Origin of the sequence: Chitinophaga sedimenti (assembly GCF_023156195.1) — a bacterium.
GTDB lineage: Bacteria > Bacteroidota > Bacteroidia > Chitinophagales > Chitinophagaceae > Chitinophaga > Chitinophaga sedimenti.
Genome location: NZ_JAKUKA010000001.1, coordinates 4,180,378 through 4,198,942 on the forward strand (window position 1 = coordinate 4,180,378; position 18,565 = coordinate 4,198,942).

Annotated in this window: 19 protein-coding genes and 2 pseudogenes; 4 read left to right on the plus strand and 17 right to left on the minus strand. The window is 49.6% G+C overall.

Going from position 1 to position 18,565, the window contains the following annotated elements; genetic code table 11:
• From MKQ70_RS23795 to MKQ70_RS23840, 12 genes and pseudogenes are all read right to left on the minus strand, one after another.
• Positions 1 to 2,328 (minus strand): MG2 domain-containing protein, encoded by a 2,328-nt coding sequence (locus MKQ70_RS23795; protein ID WP_248074771.1) that lies wholly within the window; start codon positions 2,326 to 2,328, stop codon positions 1 to 3.
• Between the two features lie 160 nt (positions 2,329 to 2,488).
• Positions 2,489 to 3,553 carry a hypothetical protein gene (locus tag MKQ70_RS23800; RefSeq protein WP_248074773.1) on the minus strand — a complete coding sequence of 355 codons (1,065 nt, stop codon included), beginning with the start codon at positions 3,551 to 3,553 and terminating at the stop codon, positions 2,489 to 2,491.
• A gap of 186 nt (positions 3,554 to 3,739) precedes the next feature.
• Entirely contained in the window at positions 3,740 to 4,180 is a 441-nt protein-coding gene (locus tag MKQ70_RS43340; RefSeq protein WP_443657959.1) for a hypothetical protein, read from the minus strand.
• Positions 4,181 to 4,296: 116 nt separating this feature from the next.
• Positions 4,297 to 4,488 (minus strand): annotated as a pseudogene (locus MKQ70_RS43345) (succinate--CoA ligase subunit alpha); the annotation flags it as partial.
• Complete coding sequence (locus MKQ70_RS43350; protein WP_282456684.1) at positions 4,457 to 4,618, minus strand: hypothetical protein; 162 nt, start codon at positions 4,616 to 4,618, stop codon at positions 4,457 to 4,459. The gene MKQ70_RS43350 and the pseudogene MKQ70_RS43345, both read right to left, overlap by 32 nt.
• An 85-nt stretch (positions 4,619 to 4,703) precedes the next feature.
• A complete protein-coding gene (locus tag MKQ70_RS23810) occupies positions 4,704 to 5,108 on the minus strand; it encodes an ATP-binding cassette domain-containing protein (RefSeq protein ID WP_248074775.1) in 405 nt (134 codons plus the stop codon).
• A gap of 154 nt (positions 5,109 to 5,262) precedes the next feature.
• Positions 5,263 to 5,541, minus strand: a complete 279-nt coding sequence (locus MKQ70_RS23815; protein ID WP_248074776.1) for an ATP-binding cassette domain-containing protein — start codon at positions 5,539 to 5,541, stop codon at positions 5,263 to 5,265.
• Between the two features lie 14 nt (positions 5,542 to 5,555).
• Positions 5,556 to 5,850, minus strand: a pseudogene (locus tag MKQ70_RS42615) (MlaE family ABC transporter permease).
• Positions 5,851 to 5,882: 32 nt separating this feature from the next.
• Positions 5,883 to 6,098 carry an ABC transporter permease gene (locus tag MKQ70_RS23825; RefSeq protein WP_282457575.1) on the minus strand — a complete coding sequence of 72 codons (216 nt, stop codon included), beginning with the start codon at positions 6,096 to 6,098 and terminating at the stop codon, positions 5,883 to 5,885.
• Between the two features lie 23 nt (positions 6,099 to 6,121).
• Positions 6,122 to 6,295: an ABC transporter permease family protein gene (locus MKQ70_RS23830; RefSeq protein WP_244842438.1), complete on the minus strand. Its 174-nt coding sequence runs from the start codon at positions 6,293 to 6,295 to the stop codon at positions 6,122 to 6,124.
• Positions 6,296 to 6,390: 95 nt separating this feature from the next.
• Positions 6,391 to 7,422 carry a hypothetical protein gene (locus MKQ70_RS23835; protein WP_248074778.1) on the minus strand — a complete coding sequence of 344 codons (1,032 nt, stop codon included), beginning with the start codon at positions 7,420 to 7,422 and terminating at the stop codon, positions 6,391 to 6,393.
• A 103-nt stretch (positions 7,423 to 7,525) separates the two neighbouring features.
• Positions 7,526 to 9,838: an NADP-dependent malic enzyme gene (locus tag MKQ70_RS23840; RefSeq protein WP_248074780.1), complete on the minus strand. Its 2,313-nt coding sequence runs from the start codon at positions 9,836 to 9,838 to the stop codon at positions 7,526 to 7,528.
• A gap of 110 nt (positions 9,839 to 9,948) precedes the next feature.
• Here MKQ70_RS23840 and MKQ70_RS23845 point away from each other — a divergent pair, with 110 nt between their 5' ends.
• Together MKQ70_RS23845 and MKQ70_RS23850 are read left to right on the plus strand one after the other, a co-directional pair.
• A complete protein-coding gene (locus MKQ70_RS23845) occupies positions 9,949 to 10,398 on the plus strand; it encodes a DUF4293 domain-containing protein (protein WP_248074781.1) in 450 nt (149 codons plus the stop codon).
• Between the two features lie 23 nt (positions 10,399 to 10,421).
• The gene (locus MKQ70_RS23850; RefSeq protein WP_248074783.1) at positions 10,422 to 10,655 is read left to right on the plus strand and encodes a hypothetical protein; all 234 of its coding nucleotides are present in this window, start codon (positions 10,422 to 10,424) and stop codon (positions 10,653 to 10,655) included.
• Positions 10,656 to 10,660: 5 nt separating this feature from the next.
• On the opposite strand, the gene MKQ70_RS23855 is transcribed toward MKQ70_RS23850, so the two are convergent.
• The 4 genes from MKQ70_RS23855 to MKQ70_RS23870 all read right to left on the minus strand — a co-directional run bounded on the left by MKQ70_RS23855 (position 10,661) and on the right by MKQ70_RS23870 (position 14,211).
• Positions 10,661 to 10,984, minus strand: coding sequence for a hypothetical protein (locus MKQ70_RS23855; RefSeq protein ID WP_248074785.1), 324 nt, complete (start codon positions 10,982 to 10,984; stop codon positions 10,661 to 10,663).
• Positions 10,984 to 11,238 carry a hypothetical protein gene (locus MKQ70_RS23860; RefSeq protein ID WP_248074787.1) on the minus strand — a complete coding sequence of 85 codons (255 nt, stop codon included), beginning with the start codon at positions 11,236 to 11,238 and terminating at the stop codon, positions 10,984 to 10,986. The genes MKQ70_RS23855 and MKQ70_RS23860 overlap by 1 nt, the downstream gene beginning before the upstream one ends.
• A 346-nt stretch (positions 11,239 to 11,584) precedes the next feature.
• Entirely contained in the window at positions 11,585 to 13,933 is a 2,349-nt protein-coding gene (gene uvrA / locus MKQ70_RS23865; protein WP_248074789.1) for an excinuclease ABC subunit UvrA, read from the minus strand.
• Positions 13,909 to 14,211 carry a hypothetical protein gene (locus MKQ70_RS23870; protein ID WP_248074790.1) on the minus strand — a complete coding sequence of 101 codons (303 nt, stop codon included), beginning with the start codon at positions 14,209 to 14,211 and terminating at the stop codon, positions 13,909 to 13,911. Before MKQ70_RS23870 ends, uvrA begins: the two co-directional genes overlap by 25 nt.
• A 732-nt stretch (positions 14,212 to 14,943) precedes the next feature.
• Here MKQ70_RS23870 and MKQ70_RS23875 point away from each other — a divergent pair.
• Complete coding sequence (locus MKQ70_RS23875) at positions 14,944 to 15,531, plus strand: sigma-70 family RNA polymerase sigma factor (RefSeq protein ID WP_443657567.1); 588 nt, start codon at positions 14,944 to 14,946, stop codon at positions 15,529 to 15,531.
• A 58-nt stretch (positions 15,532 to 15,589) separates the two neighbouring features.
• Here the strand turns inward: MKQ70_RS23875 and MKQ70_RS23880 are convergent, their stop codons facing one another.
• On the minus strand, positions 15,590 to 16,795 hold the full coding sequence (locus MKQ70_RS23880) for a thiolase family protein (RefSeq protein ID WP_248074791.1): 1,206 nt from the start codon (positions 16,793 to 16,795) through the stop codon (positions 15,590 to 15,592).
• A 155-nt stretch (positions 16,796 to 16,950) separates the two neighbouring features.
• Between MKQ70_RS23880 and rlmN the strand changes: the two genes are divergently transcribed.
• The gene (gene rlmN, locus MKQ70_RS23885) at positions 16,951 to 18,021 is read left to right on the plus strand and encodes a dual-specificity RNA methyltransferase RlmN (protein ID WP_248074792.1); all 1,071 of its coding nucleotides are present in this window, start codon (positions 16,951 to 16,953) and stop codon (positions 18,019 to 18,021) included.
• Positions 18,022 to 18,565: the final 544 nt, after the last annotated feature.

An 18,565-nucleotide genomic window follows, 5' to 3' on the forward strand; every position in this document is an offset into this window, starting at 1 on the left:
TTACACTCCTTTTTGCTGTGCGCCATATCCGACTACCACCACTTCGTTAAGACTATCCTGCAGCGTGGATGTAGGCAAACCATACCCTTTGTTGTTAATCCGACCATCGGCCCTGCCAAGGTAATTCCATCCGAACCAGTTCAACTGCGCATCATAAAAAGGCTTCGTAAGCTGCTGGCTATTCGGCCGCAGGTTCCAACCCTGGCTGTAACCGGCCCCGAACCCGTCGTTGGACCATCGACTATATTGCCGGTAGGGCACACTCACAAAAGACGGTGTGGTCCAGTAATGCAGATACAGCTGATCGAGCGAGGCATCGTACATGGCCGCCAACATTTCAGCCGCCACCTTTTGTTGCTTTTCATCGCGGATATTGATTGTCCAGGTTTGCTTTTCACCCGGCTCCAGTTTACTACGGAAGGTGGCGAACCGGAGCCCCAGGACTGTATTATCCCACTGTACGGAGATATTGCGCCGGGTACTATACAGGCGGTTATCTTTTACAAAAACATAATCCACTTCCAGCCCATCACGGTCCTCGTTGGTCAGCGTGAATGCTGTACGTTTCTTCTCCTGCGAAAGATGCATCCAGTTAATGGTCTGTTTATTCCGCCGCGTCACCAGTTCCAGCACATTTACATGTTGGGCGGATGTGCCGATAGCCATGCTGACTTTTTCACCGGGCTTACCTGCCGTATTGTTCTGCGAACTCCATAAGTAAGCTGGTACCGTTATAGATGGCTTACTTTCATCTTCCAGCAGCTTTGTTGTTTTCTGGTATACAGTATCTCCACGCGCATCCACGCCGGCCAGTTCAAACAAGTATACACCATCTTTCCAGTCCTTCACATTTACTTTTATCAGACTGCCAATACTGTCATAACTTTTAGACCATACCTGCTCCGCACGGGGCCAGTTATCTTCTGTCAGCGCTGCTTTATAATGATCGTAGGGGAAGTACTTTTCAAACTCCTCCTGTGACATCACAAACTGGTCGGGCACCTGCCAGAGACGATCCCGTTTTATGGTTGCGGGCGGCTGCAGGCGGGTGATGCGCACGGTAACCGGTACGGCAATGCGATACCCGGCCAGGTTCTGCGTACCTGTCCACAACCGCACGGTATCTTTTGCGGCATCTTCCATTACCGATATTTGCGCCGCAACACCTTTGCGTGCCACGCTCACATATTGTTGTTCTTCCCTGGTTTCGCCGTTACGGTCGGTAACACCCGCATTTACCACGTAGGTCGCCATTTCCCTGCTACCCTGGTAACTGCCCGTATCGGTAGGAAAATGCAGGTAAAAATTACCGGCGCTGTCCGTAAACGTTTCTCCTTTCGCCACCAGTTCCTCCTGTTGCGCACCAGGCGCGATGCCACGCCCATAGTAGTTATACGTTCGCGGAAGCGTCACCTTATATTCCACCTGCGCACCGTCGACCACGGCGCCACTCAAGGCCGTAGCCGTACCTTTAAGGTGGATAGTATCTCCGGCGCGGTAATGAACCCTGATCGTATCAAACGCAATGGAAAACTTAGGGCGTTTATACTCTTCCACTTTTATTGAATGAACACGCCCTTCCTCTTCATCTTCGATTTGAAACTCACCGTTCAGGAGTCCTGTTGGTATTTTAAGGCTGCCCGCATAAGACCCGTACTCATTCGTTTTTACCTTGATGGAATCTACTTCATCGCCATTGGCATTCAATAGTGCGATGCGGCTTGTATAACTCGCTTTCAATTTATCTTTACCTGCCTTCGCCGCGTTATGTTCTGTAACAATGCCTTTGAAATACACTGTTTGACCAGGACGATAAATGCTTCTATCGGTGAAGAACCATGTTTTGACTTGTATATTATTTGGTGTCGATGTGGGTAGTCGCGGATAGAAGGCCGCGCTTCTCAATGTGTCGTCATCCTTGCTGATTACCAGTGACTCGTGCCAACCGAGTGGAACAGGTATTATCGCCATTCCCATCGTGTCGGTATATAATGTTTTTGCGCTTGTGGTGCACAATACTTTCGCCTTGGAAACGGGCTTTCCGCTTTCACGATCCACGACAAATACCTGGTTGCCGTTATGAAAATAAGCGAGCGAAGAAATGCTTGTTTCGTGGGAAGCCAGGCTGCTGGAGTCAAGTTCAAAAGAAATAGTGTTAGCCGCCAGGATGATGTACTGTCCCACCGGCAGCGCATCTATTTTCACTTCCGCCGAGTGACTGTTGTAATCAAGCGGATCGGGCACCGGCTGCGCCCAGGACCGGACGGACGGCTGTTCCCGCAGTAACTTCCAATTATCTTTATAGCTATAATTCCGGGCGGCCGCCATCGCTTTTTCAGTCCCGCTGTTAAACGGATAATGCGGAAGTGCACGGTATTTATATTCCTGTATTGAACATACGCCAGAAAAGGTTTACCCGGTAGGTTCACCTGGCCGGTTCGAAACGATAACGTAGGATTCGTAATACTTAACAGTAACCGTTCGCTGTTCACCGCCCCGCTTGTACCCGGGTAACGGGCGATCGCCTTTTGCAGTAAGCGATCACCGCTTCCAGTTTAACCTCCCGGTTGCCGTCATCCACGGTGCCATAAATGTATTGGGCCAGCAGGTAATATACCTCACCCTGTTCTGGTAAGCCATCATATTCCTTCAACATCCGTTCCAATGCCTGCTGGTACGCGCTGGTATTTCCTTCTTGCGGAATGGCATCGTTGGCCCGCACAAAACTGATGCGGGCAAGGTCGGCATGCAGTATTGCCTGTTTATTGCCGGTGGCCAGCTTAAAAGCAAGCACCTGCTGGTGCAGTTGCAGCGCTTCGTAGCTGAGCGTGGAAAGCGTATCGGGATTAGCGAACCTGGATTTAATAAAAGTGGCCACGGGGGCGTAGCCTGCTTTATCGCTAATATAGAACCGGGAACGGGCATTGTACGCCGATGATCCACCGGAGCTGTAGTAGGCCAGTGCACGGGAACTAAGCAGATCATACAGGGTGGGCTGCATGCTCCGGGTATTCTCTTCATTATAAAGAATATCGTCGTACCGTTTGATGTCGCGTTGTTGCAGCATCTTCACATCGGCCAGGGAGGCGTGGTATGCCTTGCTGATTTCGCTATGCAGCCGGTCGGCACCCCAGCTGTTCATATCGCGGGCTGTGTCTATATCGATCCGGGTGCGGTTTTGAATCTTATAACTGTTACGCTGCAGGAATTGCCAGAGCACCTCGCCTTTCATGCTGTATAAAATGGCCCTGGCAGCTGGTTTTGCTTTAGGGAGATTTTTATTGATAAGGGTAAGATAGTTATCAAAGTTTTCCCGGTCGATGTTTGACTGCATGCGTATTTGCAGCAACATGGCCTTTAACCAGTTTACTTCGCTGTCGTCTTTCAGCGCACGGGCGTAGATGATGTCCAGTTCCTTTAAGGCCGATTTAGGCTGTGATTTTTCATAGTACTTGTTAACCTCGGCCCAGTGGGCGTCGTAATTAAACTGCTGTGCGGCCAGCCGCAGGGTAAAAAGCAGGCAGGTAAGTACAATGGCCGGGCGATGAAGCATAATCAGGTTTTTATAGTAATGTAATGATTTTCCTATTGGGTGTATGATGACGAAAACGGGCAAATTGCATAACAAGATGCAGAAAAGAACGGCGGCGGCTGAGGAAAGGGTTATTGCCGGTAACCACATAAAAAAAAGAGAGGCGCATAAAGCACCTCTCTCACCATATTAAAAGAGCTGAATTTATCAGGCAGGAACACCTTTCAGTACTTCGGCCATTTTCTTGCCGAGGTCTGCCGGGCTGGCCACAACGTGTACGCCACATTCAGCCATGATTTTCATTTTCGCTGCTGCGGTATCGTCCGCACCACCGATGATGGCGCCGGCGTGACCCATGCGGCGGCCGGGAGGCGCTGTTTGGCCGGCGATGAAGCCAACCACGGGTTTAGTACCGTTTTCTTTGATCCAATGTGCTGCATCTGCTTCCATGCTACCGCCGATTTCGCCGATCATGATAATCGCGTCGGTTTCGGGATCGTTCATCAGCAGTTCCACCGCTTCTTTGGTGGGGGTACCGATGATCGGGTCGCCACCGATACCGATAGCAGTAGAAATACCGAGACCGGCTTTAACAACCTGGTCAGCGGCTTCATATGTGAGGGTACCGGATTTGGATACGATACCGATGCGTCCTTTTTGAAGATGAAGCCAGGCATGATACCTACTTTAGCTTCTTCCGCGGTGATTACACCGGGGCAGTTAGGCCCGATGAGGCGGGTATTTTTGCCCTGCAGGTAGTTTTTGGCTTTCACCATGTCCTGAACGGGGATACCTTCTGTAATACATACTACCAGCGCAATTCCGGCGTCGGCGGCTTCCATAATAGCATCTGCAGCAAAAGCGGGAGGTACAAAAATGATGGATACATCAGCCGCGGTAGCTTTAACCGCATCGGCCACGGTGTTAAATACCGGGCGCTCGGTGTTTGGAACCACCTTTACCGGGCGTTACGCCACCTACTACCTGTGTACCGTACTCAATCATCTGTGTAGCATGGAAGGTACCTTCAGTTCCGGTAAATCCCTGCACAATTACTTTGCTATGCTTATTAACTAAAACACTCATCGCGCTTGGTTTATTGATTAATTTATTTGAACTATTGAAAACAGCCGGACAAAAATAAGGAAAAGGAGATAAGAAATGGGGAAATTTAGGGTTTCCCCTCTTCGCCGGGTACGCTTCCGTCCGGACGCTGCTGGAGACGATCGCGCCAGTTTTTGTCCTTAAAAGTGTCCAACTGCCTCATTTCCTTGGCATCGCGGAGGAATTCGGAGGCGAAAATAAAGTCGTTCAGGCGCTTGTCTTTGCTGAATATGATTTCTTCGTTATTTCCCTCCCACTGTTTTTTACCCTCGAACATATACACGATATGATCGCCGCTTTCCATTACGGTATTCATGTCGTGGGTGTTGATTACGGTGGTAATATTGTATTCTACAGTAATATCTTCAATGAGTTGGTCGATTACCAGGGAGGTTTGCGGATCCAGGCCGGAGTTGGGTTCGTCGCAAAACAGGTACTTCGGGTTAAGCACGATGGCCCGGGCAATGCCCACCCTTTTTTCATACCACCGCTGATTTCCGCCGGATATTTGCGGCCGGCGTCTTTCAGGGCTACACGCTCCAGCACTTCCTGCACACGCCTCTTCTTTTCTTTGGAGCTGTCGCGCGTGAACATGTCCAAAGGAAACATAATATTTTCCTCTACGGTCATGGAATCAAACAGGGCTGAGCCCGGAACAGCATTCCTATTTCTTTACGGATCTCCTTACGCTGGTTGTTATCCATGGCCGAAAAGTTTTTCCCGCCATAACGGATTTCGCCGCTATCGACCTCCATGAGGCCTACCATACACTTCATCATCACGGTTTTGCCGCTTCCGCTGGCGCCGATGATGAGGTTCATCTTACCGGCTTCCATCGTAACGGATACATCCTTCAGGATCTCTTTATCGCCAAAACCTTTTTTTACATTGACCAGTTCTATCATGCTCGTCGGTATTTTTAGAGGAGTAAAGCCGTGAGGGCATAGTCGGCAATAAGAATGAGCACACAGCTAACCACAACGGCCGTGGTGCCCGCCTTGCCTATTTCAGGGCGCCACCCTGTACATTGTAGCCATAATAGGCCGGCACACTGGATATGATAAAGGCGAAGGTGAATGCTTTAGCGAGGGCAAAAAAGACGTTATAGGCTTTAAACTCTGGCGGAGGCCCTGTGTATATTCTTCGTTGGAGATGATACCCGCCATTACGCCAGCCGCCTTACCGCCCCAGATGCCGAGGAACCCGGCGAGCATTACGAGACAGGGGATGGTGATGAGGGCTGCCACTATTTTGGGCGCCAGCAGGTAACCTTTGTGTTGATGCCCATGATCTCCTGTGCGTCTATCTGTTCGGATACGCGCATGTTACCGAGCTCGGAGGCTATTTTAGAGCCAACCACCCCGGCCAGGATTACGCAGGTAAGCGTAGGGGCAAATTCAAGTATGATGGTATCCCGTACTACCTGTGCAATGGTCGCTTTGGGAATGATGGGACTTACCAGCTGATAAGCCGTTTGGAGCGTGGTTACGCCCCCATGAAAAGGGAGATGATAAAAACTATGCCGGTAGACCCTACGCCAATGTCGTTACACTGTTGCATGAACTCCTTCCAATACATCCGCATGTTTTCGGGCTTCGTGAACATGCCTTTCAACATCAGCACGTACTTACCAAAATGGTAGAAAAACTTAAACTCCATAACTGTTCAAAGATAGGAAAATCGGGTTACCCCGGTCAGTATTAATGGGAAAAATGTTCCCGCTGAGGGAGATGGCGCAAGTATTGGGCCAAGCCCTACCGCAAACTCTTCACCAGCAGCCGTTTCAAACTCCGCTCGATAATTTCCCCCATAGTGCGGCATTTTGCAAACACCGGGTCTTCGTAATGCAGGGCCAGTTCTTCCCCCAACTGTTGAATCTTTTCGGGGAAGGATACACGGTCAGACATGATCACATCCCGAAGGTCTTTGATGCGGTGGCGCTGTACCTTAATGCGGCGGGCAATCAGTGAACGTTCCTCCTGCTGGTATTGTTTTACGGTTTCCGCATTCAGGTGTTGCATGGCCAGCTCAACAAACACCCGGTTGTCTTTGAAGAACTGCGGCATATACAGGGTTTTCTTTCCCTCGTAAAACTGCTGGTCAAAGTCGATGGCGCGGATGCGGAACTGCACATCATCGAAATCGGGGGTAATATCAAACACGAAATTATAGGAGCGCATATCGCCCAGTAGCCGCACGAAACACCGCTCATTAAATTTCACGAATTCTTTTGCAATACGTTTCGGGTTAAATTCCGGCCGGTCGAGATAGTCGGTAATAAACTGGTCGCCGGGTACGCCGGCAATATGTTCTTCGATGAGCGTGTTACCATCTACCAGGAAGTTCATCCAGTAGGGACTGAGAATATGTTCCAGCTCCAGGCCATACAACCGCGAGGCATCGGCTATCTTAACATAGAAATAGTCATATACCTCGTTATAATTATTGACCACCTTTACCCGGAAGGGATGCGAGTTACCGAAGGTGCAATAATCAATCCGCTCGATGTGCAAATGCTCTTCCGCCGCCTGGTCGCCTCCTGCTTTAAAGATGGAGTATACCCGCTTAAGCCCCGCATGCAACTGCGCCACCATGTTTTGCGGGTACACCACGGTTTCCCACAAGGTGTCCTTGCCCTGTTTGTCGTATAACGGGAACCCATATTCGTAATACCGCAACTCTTCGTAGGATACTGGAAGTTTTATTTCCCGTTCATACAGCCGCAGGTAGTTCCTGAAAGCCGGGTTAAGCGGAAAGAATATCTTTTTCCGGGTGATGTCTTGCATGACCTGAAATTACGAAAAAGCCGGGAGCAAATGTCCCGGCCTTCGTTTATGCTGCTTTTGCAAGTGTTTCGTTGTCTTGTAGTCGCCCCTTCATTTCAGCGCCCTACTTCTTCTTTTTGACCTTTACGTCCTGCGGCTCATTCTGGCAGCATTTAGTCTGCGCATCCACCACAGCGATCAGCACCACGTTCACAATCTGGCGAACGGTACTTCCCAATTGCAGGATGTGTACCGGCTTCATCATGCCCAGCAACACGGGACCGATCGCATCGAAACCGGCTACTTCCTGCAACAGATTGTAGGCCACGTTACCAGCGGTCAGGTTCGGGAAGATGAGGGTATTGGTATCGCCTTCGATGAGTTCGGAGAAAGGATAGTTATCTTTCAGTATCTCTTTATTGAAGGCCATCGCCGCCTGGATTTCACCATCCACACACAGTTCCGGCTCCGCCTTTTTCACCAGTTCGCGCGCTTTGCTTACCAGCTGGGCTTCCGGCGTTTGACTGGAACCGAAGTTGGAGTAAGATACCATTGCAATTCTTGGTGTGATGTTAAACTGGCGCACTTCTTTAGCTACCATAAGGGTGATTTCCGCCAGTTCTTCCGCCGTGGGATTAAAGTTTACCGTGGTGTCGGCGAGGAACAGCGGACCGCGCTTCGTGTTGATGATATACATACCAGCCACACGCTTCACGCCCTCTTCCATACCGATTACCTGCAGGGCGGGACGGATCGTATCGGGGTATTTCCGGGTCAGGCCGGAAATCAGCGCATCCGCTTCTCCTGTTTCCACCATCATACAGCCGAAGTAGTTACGCTCGCGCATGATCTTTTTGGCTTCATACAGGTTAAAGCCTTTACGCTGGCGTTTTTTGAAGAACAGCTCACCAAAGTAGTGGCGTTTGTCCTGCATTTCATCGCTCTTCGGATCAATGATCTGGATGTCTTCGATATCGATGCCATTCTCTTCGGCCAGGCTGCGGATGCGTTTTTCGTTACCCAGCAGGATCGGGAAGGCGATGCCTTCGTCGTTCACTACCTGTGCGGCCTTGAGGATTTTCAGGTTGTCGGCTTCCGCAAACACTACGCGGCGCGGGTCTTTACGGGCTTTTGTGCCAATTACGCGGAACAGCTGGTTGTCCAGGCCCAAACGTTTGTTCAGCACATCTTTGTAAGCCTCCCAGTCGGTGATAGGCGCAGTAGCCACACCGCTGTCCATGGCGGCCTTTGCCACCGCAGGCGCTACAGTGCTTAACAGGCGTGGGTCCAGCGGTTTGGGGATAATATAATTCGGGCCGAAAACGAGGTTTTTCTCGTTATATGCCATGTTAACGATATCGGGCACCGCCGATTTGGCCAGTTCGGCCAGGGCGCGCACGGCGGCGAGCTTCATTTCTTCGTTGATCTGGGTGGCACGTACGTCCAGTGCTCCACGGAAGATATAGGGGAACCCCAGTACGTTGTTTACCTGGTTAGGGTAATCCGAACGGCCGGTAGCCATAATCACATCAGGACGGGCGCCGATAGCCACATCGTAGGGAATTTCCGGATCGGGGTTCGCCATGGCGAATACGATCGGGTGTTTGGCCATTGATTTCACCATATCTGCAGTTACCACGTTGCCTACAGAGAGGCCTACGAACACGTCGGCGCCCTTCAGTGCTTCGGTAAGGGTGGTTACTTTGGAAGAAGTGGCAAATACCTGCTTCATCGCATCCAGGTCGGTGCGGGCCTTGTTTAATACCCCGTCCTTATCGAACATGATGAAGTTTTCCGGCTTCGCACCAACGGCTACGTAGAGTTTTACGCAGGCCATGGCCGCTGCGCCGGCGCCGTTGATCACGAACTTTGTTTTTTCTATTTTCTTTTTAACGAGTTCCAGTGCGTTCAGCAGGGCAGCCGAGGAAATGATGGCCGTACCATGCTGGTCATCATGCATGATGGGTATTTTCAGCTCTTTGCGCAGGCGCTCTTCAATAGCGAAGCACTCCGGGCTTTTGATATCTTCGAGGTTGATGCCGCCGAAAGTAGGCTCCAGCGCTTTCACTACCTGAACAAATTCATCTACGTTGCGGCTGTTCAGCTCGATATCAAACACATCAATGTCCGCAAAAATTTTGAACAGTACGCCCTTGCCTTCCATCACCGGCTTGCTGGCCTCGGGGCCGATATCACCCAGGCCAAGCACCGCTGTACCATTGCTGATTACCGCTACCAGGTTGCCCTTGGCGGTGTATTTATAAACATTCTCCACATCTGCATGAATCTCCTTACAGGGTTCCGCTACGCCGGGAGAATAAGCGAGCGACAAGTCCCATTGTGTTTTGGTGTTCTTCGTAGGAATGACTTCTATCTTCCCTGGTTTACCATTAGCATGGTAATCCAGTGCATCCTGCTTGTTTAATTTTCTTGCCATAGATTCCTAATTGGGCGTGCAATATACGAAGTCTGGCACTACTGCCCGTAGAACGTTCGTGCAGGTTCGTAATATTTATTTACTTTTACATTATTAACTAATTGGAGATAATGATACAACGCATACAAAGCCTTTATCTTTTGCTGGCCGCCGCGGCGGGCGCAGCCACCTGGTTTTACAATCTTTGGAAAGCAACCGTGAATGCGGGTACCGCGAGTTTTGTAACCTATTTTAACGCGCAGTCCAGCTACCTGGTTTTTATTGTATATATGGTTATCGTAGCGCTTGCGCTGCTTTGCATATTTCTCTATAAGAACCGTAAACTGCAGTTCAGGCTTACCGTATTAAACGTTTTCCTGACAGCTGCGGCTATTGTGCTGCAGTATTTTAAGGTGCAGGATACCGCTAACCAGATCGTTGCAAGAGGTCAGCAGATTATATCTTCGTCGTATCTCCCGGCAGCTTTTCTGCCCGTGCTCATGCTCATCCTGTTGGTATTGGCGGCACGAGGTATTTACAAAGATGAGAAATTGATCAAGTCACTCGACCGCTTGAGGTAAAAAATGTTAATGATTGGTCAAAAGTGTTTATAAAAGCGCCTGGCAGAGATGCCGGGCGTTTTGCTTTAGCTGTCGGCCTGGAGTTTCCGGCGTACAAACGGTTTTTCAGCCTTGCGACGGGCCTTGCTGGTGGTAATTTCGTGCTCGCGGCGCCTTTCCACGAGTTTATACCAGTTTTGAGCTGGAATAACATTGTTGGAGTGGATTTCGAGCCGGAAGAAGATATAGTCTGGCGGATCGCGGCGTTCGTTGATTAACTGGCTCAGGAGGGTTTCATCGATACTGATTTCATCGGCGAAGACCTTTCGTTTTTTGTCCGGAGGTTGATGTATTCTTTCAGGTATGATCCGAAACCACATTCTTTGCGGTATACGCGCTCTTTGAGGCTTGCTTCAATTGTCAACCTAAGACGCAATACCCGCAATGACAAACGGTCTTCAGGAGTCATTTCCGCCTGAGACTTGGCGCGAGCCAGCCGCAATTGTTCATCAGCCTCCTGCCGCTCTTCCTCCGGGAGTTCAACAGGAAAAATATAGGCCTCCGCCAAATCTTTCAACCGCTCTTCTCTTGGTTGTCTCTTACTCATTATTTGTAAATTAGAATGAAATGACGTAAATGTTGCCCATCCAGATAAAGCCGCGGCCCTGCTTCTTTCATGCCGTAACGGTCCATGTAGTGATGGCGTAATATCGATTTAGGGACCAGGGAAATACAGGCTTCTTCTCCATAACACATCAACGCATGATCACAGGCGAATGCAATCAGACATCCGGCTATACCGTCATATTTTTTATCGCTACCTAAATTTTCTTTTGACACTGCCAATAACTGCACTTCCACGCGTTTGTCCGTATCTATATAATCCAAGCACACAAGCCCAAGTATATCTTCCCCATCCGCCAAACACAACTTAAAAACCTTATCCCGTGGATACATCTTCCACTAAAAAAATACCGCCGCACCGTTATTCTCTTAAAGTCTCTTGCCTCAACCGGCACGATAATAACAGCATGCTCCATCCCGGTAGCCACCTCCATTATACGCATATGCAATATACAGAAATTTACATTTTTTGCCAAGTCAATCTCCAATACCATAGGACCTCACCAACGAATTTACCGTACGATATGCACATAAAAAAGCGTGCGGTGTATACACCGCACGCCGTCAATTATTTACAGATTTATTACAAAAACTTACCCGTATAACTCTCCTTTACCTTTTTCAACCCTTCGGGCACACCCGCATACAACAGGTTACCGCCACCTTCCCCACCTTCAGGCCCCAGGTCAATTAACCAGTCCGCCGATTTAATCACGTCCATATTATGTTCAATAACCAGGATCGAGTGCCCCTGTTCAATCAGCGCATGGAAGGAGTTCAACAGCTTTTTAATATCATGAAAATGCAAACCGGTAGTGGGTTCATCGAAGATAAACAGGATATGCCCCTGCGCCTTGCCTTTGCCCAGGAACGATGCCAGTTTCACACGCTGCGCCTCGCCACCGCTCAGGGTATCCGACGATTGTCCCAGCTTCACATAACCCAGCCCCACATCACTCAGCGGACGAATTTTATTCACCACATCCTTGTCATCTTTAAAGAACTCAATCGCATCATCCACCCCCATCTCCAGCACATCGTAAATATTTTTGCCTTTATAGGTTACTTCCAGTACTTCTTCCTTAAATCTTTTACCACCACAGCTTTCACACTGCAGATGCACATCGGCCAGGAACTGCATTTCCACGATCACTTCGCCCTCACCTTTACAGGTATCGCAACGACCGCCATCAACGTTAAAAGAAAAATGTTTCGGCTGGAAACCGCGCATTTTACTTACCGGCTGCTTCGCATACAGGTCACGAATCTCGTCGTAAGCCTTGATGTATGTAACCGGGTTTGAACGGGATGATTTACCGATCGGGTTCTGGTCGATCATTTCCACCTGCGTCACATCATCCACGGCGCCTTTAATCGCGCGGTGTTGTCCTACACGGTCTGTAAACTCGCCTTTCATTTTCATCAGGGCGGGATACAGGATCTGTTTCACCAGGGTGGTTTTGCCCGATCCGCTCACACCGCTCACCACACACAATACACCCAGCGGAAACTTCACATCAATATTCTTCAGATTGTGCTGACGCGCCCCTTCCACCTCTATAAACTGCTTCGCCTTCCGTAACTGCTGCGGCGGTTCAATCTGCAATGCACTGCTCAGGTAGCGGCCGGTAAGGCTTTTCGGATCTTTCAAAATCTGCTCGTAAGTACCTGCAAAAATCACTTCACCGCCTAAATGGCTTGCCAGCGGCCCCATATCAATAATATAATCCGCTTCTTCCATCAGCTGCTCGTCATGCTCTACTACGACCACCGTATTACCGAGGTCACGCAGCTCTTTCAGCACACCAATCAACCGCAGTGTATCGCGCGCATGCAAACCAATACTGGGCTCATCCAGGATGTAAAGTGAGTTGGTAAGGTTAGAACCCAGCGTACGCGTAAGTTGAATACGCTGACTTTCGCCACCGCTCAATGTATTCGCCACACGATTCAGGGTAAGATATCCTAAACCCACGTCCAGTAAAGTTTTTAACCGGTGATTGATTTCAATCATGATGCGTTTGGACACCTGTTGTTCGTATGCACTCAATTCGATGCTATCGAACCAAACCTTCAGCTTCTCCACCGGCATCTCCACCAGGCGGGAAATATCCGTTCCGCCCACTTTTACATACAACGCCTCTTTACGCAAACGGGCGCCGTTACAGGTGGGACAAATCGTTCGTCCGCGATAACGCGCCTGCAGCACACGATACTGCACTTTATACAGGTTTTGTTCCACCATCTTGAAGAACTCGTTCAACCCGTAAAAATGCTCGTTGCCTGTCCACAATACCTGGTACTGTTCGTCTGTCAGTTCCGAAATAGGTTTATGCACCGGGAAACCGAATTTCCGCGCTACTTTGATCAGCGCTTCTTTATACTCCCCCATCTTTTCCCCACGCCAGGGCGCAATCGCATTTTCGAATACGCTCAGGCGTTTATCCGGAATAACCAGGTCCGCATCGATCCCTAATACCTGCCCGAAACCTTCACAGGTCGGACATGCACCATACGGATTATTAAACGAAAACAAATTGGGCACCGGCTCTTCGAACTGCATGCCATCTAATTCATAACGATTAGAAAAATGCGGCTGCAACTCACCATCCACCTCTAAATGGCATTCGCCCTCACTTTCATAAAAAGCCGTTTGCACACTGTCCGCAATGCGATGTTTTTCATCGTCGTCGAAATTGCGCACGACGATACGGTCGATCAGCACAAAAGCATCCTTTGCCACTTTCGGCTTCTTTTCTTCCATCAGTTCTTCAATACGCTGCAGGCCTTTTCCGGGAAGGTACAAGCGCGAAAAGCCTTTCTGCATCAGGATATTCAGCTCCTCGCTCACTTCCCGTTTCGCATGATGCGGAAATGGTACAATGATGTGCACTTTGCTGCCTTCCTTCAGTTTGCTGATGAAATCCACCACATCGGCCACCTCGTGTTTTTCACCAGATCGCCCGAAATGGGGCTATATGTTTTGCCCGCCCTGGCAAACAGGAGGCGCAGGTAATCGTAAATTTCGGTCATGGAACCTACGGTCGAGCGTGGTGTGCGGGTAATCACTTTCTGCTCGATCGCAATAGCAGGACAAATCCCCTTAATGTAATCCACATCGGGCTTGTTCATACGCATCAGGAACTGGCGCGCATAGGCGCTCAGACTTTCGGCGTAACGACGCTGGCCTTCAGCGAACAGGGTGTCCATGGTAAGTGAGGACTTTCCGGAGCCCGATACGCCGGTAACAACTACCAGCTTGCTCCGGGGATCGAAACAGTCACATTTTTCAAATTGTGCGTGCGCGCTCCTTTGATAAAAATATGGTCCTGCGGACTAACTACCTCATCTTCAGTATTTTTCTCCTGGGTCTTAACTTTTGTACGCATAGAAATACAAATGTAAGGATTGTTCGGCTCCCGAAATCACCTCCTTTTTAGTTCGATTTTCATTCCATTTGATCACCGGCGATAGCATCCTCTGCTGTGTGTTGCCGGCAGCTCATTTTGACCATTTTTTTCCTGCTGTATCCCAAGAGAATATCGGGAGGATCGTAACTAATTGTAACTAAAATGTAGCTAATTAGCACTAAAACACTATGGCTTCAGTTACCATTCAGTTAGGATGCACTTAGGATGGTCTTAGGATGATGTGCCAATAAGCCCTGCTGTAAGGCAGCCGCCAGGCGCGGCCGTAGCTGCTCCAGTGCCCGCTATGGTAGCCTGTTTATGATATTTTTGTGTCATTTTGTTCTACAACGGGCCGAATTTTATAGGTCGTTCTTGTTTTATTCAACAATTCCTTTATATTTGCATTGACCATAATTTATTACTCAAACCTGTAAATAGTACGATTATAGCATAAACCTCTACTCAAAACTCTTATACTTTACCTACAGACTGTTACGGTCCTGTACTTATTTTATAACCGCTATTTGGTAGAATGTTTATGCAAGTAATGTACAAACTCAACGACGAACAACTCATCACACTGTTCAAGAAAGGGCACTCCTCCGCTCTTGAAGAACTGGTTTACAGGCACAAAGACAAACTTTACACCTCTATAGTATTGCTCGTGAAAGATGCATTCCTGGCAGAAGATATTTTCCAGGATACCTTCATTAAAGTAATCGATACCATTCGTGCAGGACGCTATACTGAAAAAGGTAAGTTTCTCCCATGGGCCATGCGTATTGCGCACAACCTCTGTGTGGACCATTTCCGCAAAATCAAACGTACGCCGCTGATTAAAACCAGCGACGATAAAGATATCTTCAATGTACTGAGCTTTTCGGAGTCCAGCGCGGAGGAAAAAATGATCACGCGCCAAAGCCACGACAGCGTTCGCAAAATGCTGGACCTGCTGCCGGAAGAGCAACGCGAAGTAATTATCCTGCGTCACTATGCCGAATTGAGCTTTAAAGAAATTGCTGACCTTACCCAGGTTAGTATCAATACTGCGTTGGGTCGTATGCGCTACGGCCTGATAAACCTCCGCAAAATGATGACGGAGAAACAGATTTGTTTGTAAAACCCTTTTTGCTTGCCATCAACGGGCGGCCTGATGCAAATCCGACCGCTCGTTATTTTTACACCTTCTCGAACACCATCGCCGCGCCCTGTCCCACTCCCACACACATGGTTGCCAGTCCCCGCTTTACATGCTGATGCCTTTTCATTTCATGCAATAACGTTGTAACGATCCGCGCACCGCTGCAACCCAACGGATGCCCAATGGCTATGCTGCCGCCATTCCGGTTGATCTTTTGCTCATCCAGCTGCAACTCATGAATGCAGGCCAGCGCCTGCACGGCAAACGCCTCGTTCAACTCGATCAGATCGAGGTCATTTACGCCAATACCTGCGCGCTGCAATGCTTTCTGCGTAGCCGGTACCGGGCCTATGCCCATAATCGCGGGATCTACACCTGCCACCGCCATGGAGCTGATACGCGCCAGGGGCCGCAGGTTAAATGTTTTCAGCGCTTCTTCCGAAACAACCAGTACTGCCGAAGCCCCGTCGTTGATACCAGCGGAGTTACCTGCCGTTACCGAACCATCTTTCAGGAACGCAGGTTTCAGCCCGGCGAGCTTTTCCAGCGATGTATCGCGGGGATATTCATCTTTAGAAAAAATGACCTGGTCCTGTTTATTCGGCGTAATCGTAACCGGGATAATTTCATCTTCCCACTTACCGGCCAGCAGCGCGGCTTTATATTTTTCCTGGCTGCTTAAGGCGAAGGCATCCTGCGCTTCGCGGCTGATCTGCCAGCGGCTGGCGATATTTTCAGCGGTTTCGCCCATGGAATAGGGATGATACATGGCAGCGAGCTTCTTGTTGGTAAAACGCCAGCCGATGGTCGAGTCGTGCACTTCCGTATGCCGGCTGAAGGCGCCTTCGGCTTTGGCCATCACAAAAGGCGCGCGGGTCATGCTTTCTACGCCGCCGGCAATGTACACCTCGCCATCCCCGCACATCACACCACGGGCCGCATCCATAATGGCCTGCAGTCCGGAGGCACAAAGGCGGTTAACAGTGTTGCCGGCTACCGTTACCGGAAAGCCAGCGAGCAGCGCAGCCATGCGGGCCACATCGCGGTTATCTTCGCCAGCCTGGTTGGTAGCGCCGGCAATTACATCTTCAATTGCAGCGGGATCCAGGCCGGGATTGCGTTTCATAAGGCTGGTAAGCATCAGCGCGAGGAGATCGTCGGGCCGTATAGTGCTGAGCGTGCCGCCGTAACGACCTATGGGCGAACGTACGGCGTCGGCGATGTATGCAGTTTTTCGTAACATGGCATTAAAGGTAGGATTTCCCGGCAAAACATGACAAAAGGGAGTAACAATCTATAAATCAGCATCTTAACCAACACAGCGTTAATTAAAGATTACATTTGTATTAACACGCCGTTGACCGGATATTGCTTTTTTACACCTACCTTTGCAGCGAAATGAGGAAGCAAAATATACGCGAGCTGAGCCTGCAGCAGTTACAGGAATACTTTGTAAAGATCAACGAAAAACCATTCCGCGCCAAACAGGTGTATGAGTGGTTGTGGCTGCGCCATGCCCGAAATTTCGAATCCATGTCCAACATTTCCAAGCAGTTACGCACCACACTCGAAGAGCACTTCGAGCTCCCGGCGATCAAAATCGATGTAACGCAGCAAAGCTCCGATGGCACCATCAAAACGCGCTTCAAAACGGCAGATAATGAGCTGGTGGAAGGCGTACTGATCCCCACCGAAAGCCGCCAGACCGCCTGTGTATCTTCCCAGGTAGGCTGCAGCCTGAGTTGTAAATTCTGCGCTACCGGCTACATGAAGCTCCGCCGCAACCTCAATTACGACGAAATTTATGATGAAGTGGCGCTGCTTAACCAGCAGTCCCCGGAATCTTCCGGTAAAAAACTCACCAATATCGTGTACATGGGTATGGGTGAGCCGTTACTGAACTATAAAAACGTTCTTAAATCCATCGAGAAAATTACTTCTCCCGATGGTTTGGCGATGTCGCCGCGCCGTATTACCGTTTCTACAGCCGGCGTAGCAAAAATGATCAGGCAGCTGGGCGATGACCAGGTGCGCTTTAACCTGGCGCTGTCGCTGCACGCGGCAAACGACCAGAAGCGTAGCGAGATCATGCCCATCAACGACACCAACAACCTGAAGAACCTCGTGGAAGCGCTCAACTACTTCTACAAGGCTACCAACAATGAAATCTCTTTCGAATATATCCTGTTCCACAACTTCAACGACTCGCTGAAGGATGCGGACGAGCTTATAAAGATTTACCGCCAGGTGCCGGTGGACCTCGTGAACATCATCGAGTACAACCCGATTGACAATGCACGGTTCCAGAAGCCTTCGGCAGAAACTACGCAGCGGTTTATGGAATACCTTGGCAAAAACCGCGTGAACGCGCGTTTGCGCCGCAGCCGTGGTAAAGACATTGACGCCGCTTGCGGACAGCTGGCCAATAAGGACACGCAACCGCATCTCGAAGAAAGCGAGAATGCTTAAAAATATACCGTACTGCAGGAATGCAGCATGCTAAACAAAACACATGAAGAAGAACAAACCAGGCACTTCCAAAAGCACCGGCAAGGGCTTTTCACCATTTAAGGAAAACAAGTCGGATGCCCGCAAAACGGATGCTGCGCGGCCTTTTGCGAAATTCGAAAAGAAACCGAAGCCGCAATTCCGCGATTCTGACGCCGATAACCAGGATGATAAGAAGCCTTTCAGCAAAGGCGATCGCAAACCTTTCGGCGATAAAGAAAAAAATCCTTCGACCGCAAACCTTTCGGTGACCGTGAGAAGAAGCCGTTCGACAAAGACCGCAAACCCTTTGGCGACCGCGAGAAAAAGCCCTTCGATAAAGATCGCAAACCCTTTGGCGACAGAGAAGGCAAGTCTTTCGACAAAGACCGTAAACCCTTCGGCGACAGAGATCGCGAGAAAAAACCGTTTGACAGAGAGCGTAAATCTTTTGGCGATAAAGAAGGTAAATCCTTCGACCGCGAGAAGAAACCGTTTGACAGAGAGCGTAAGTCGTTCGGTGACA

Bases quoted from the DNA above. Each gene is read 5' to 3' on its own strand.
- MKQ70_RS23795 (WP_248074771.1), bottom strand. From the start codon at position 2,328: ATGGCGGCCGCCCGGAATTATAGCTATAAAGATAATTGGAAGTTACTG.
- MKQ70_RS23800 (WP_248074773.1), bottom strand. From the start codon at position 3,553: ATGCTTCATCGCCCGGCCATTGTACTTACCTGCCTGCTTTTTACCCTG.
- MKQ70_RS43350 (WP_282456684.1), bottom strand. From the start codon at position 4,618: ATGAGTGTTTTAGTTAATAAGCATAGCAAAGTAATTGTGCAGGGATTT.
- MKQ70_RS23815 (WP_248074776.1), bottom strand. From the start codon at position 5,541: ATGATAGAACTGGTCAATGTAAAAAAAGGTTTTGGCGATAAAGAGATC.
- MKQ70_RS23830 (WP_244842438.1), bottom strand. From the start codon at position 6,295: ATGGAGTTTAAGTTTTTCTACCATTTTGGTAAGTACGTGCTGATGTTG.
- MKQ70_RS23835 (WP_248074778.1), bottom strand. From the start codon at position 7,422: ATGCAAGACATCACCCGGAAAAAGATATTCTTTCCGCTTAACCCGGCT.
- MKQ70_RS23840 (WP_248074780.1), bottom strand. From the start codon at position 9,838: ATGGCAAGAAAATTAAACAAGCAGGATGCACTGGATTACCATGCTAAT.
- MKQ70_RS23845 (WP_248074781.1), top strand. From the start codon at position 9,949: ATGATACAACGCATACAAAGCCTTTATCTTTTGCTGGCCGCCGCGGCG.
- MKQ70_RS23855 (WP_248074785.1), bottom strand. From the start codon at position 10,984: ATGAGTAAGAGACAACCAAGAGAAGAGCGGTTGAAAGATTTGGCGGAG.
- MKQ70_RS23870 (WP_248074790.1), bottom strand. From the start codon at position 14,211: ATGGACACCCTGTTCGCTGAAGGCCAGCGTCGTTACGCCGAAAGTCTG.
- MKQ70_RS23875 (WP_443657567.1), top strand. From the start codon at position 14,944: ATGTTTATGCAAGTAATGTACAAACTCAACGACGAACAACTCATCACA.
- MKQ70_RS23880 (WP_248074791.1), bottom strand. From the start codon at position 16,795: ATGTTACGAAAAACTGCATACATCGCCGACGCCGTACGTTCGCCCATA.
- rlmN (WP_248074792.1), top strand. From the start codon at position 16,951: ATGAGGAAGCAAAATATACGCGAGCTGAGCCTGCAGCAGTTACAGGAA.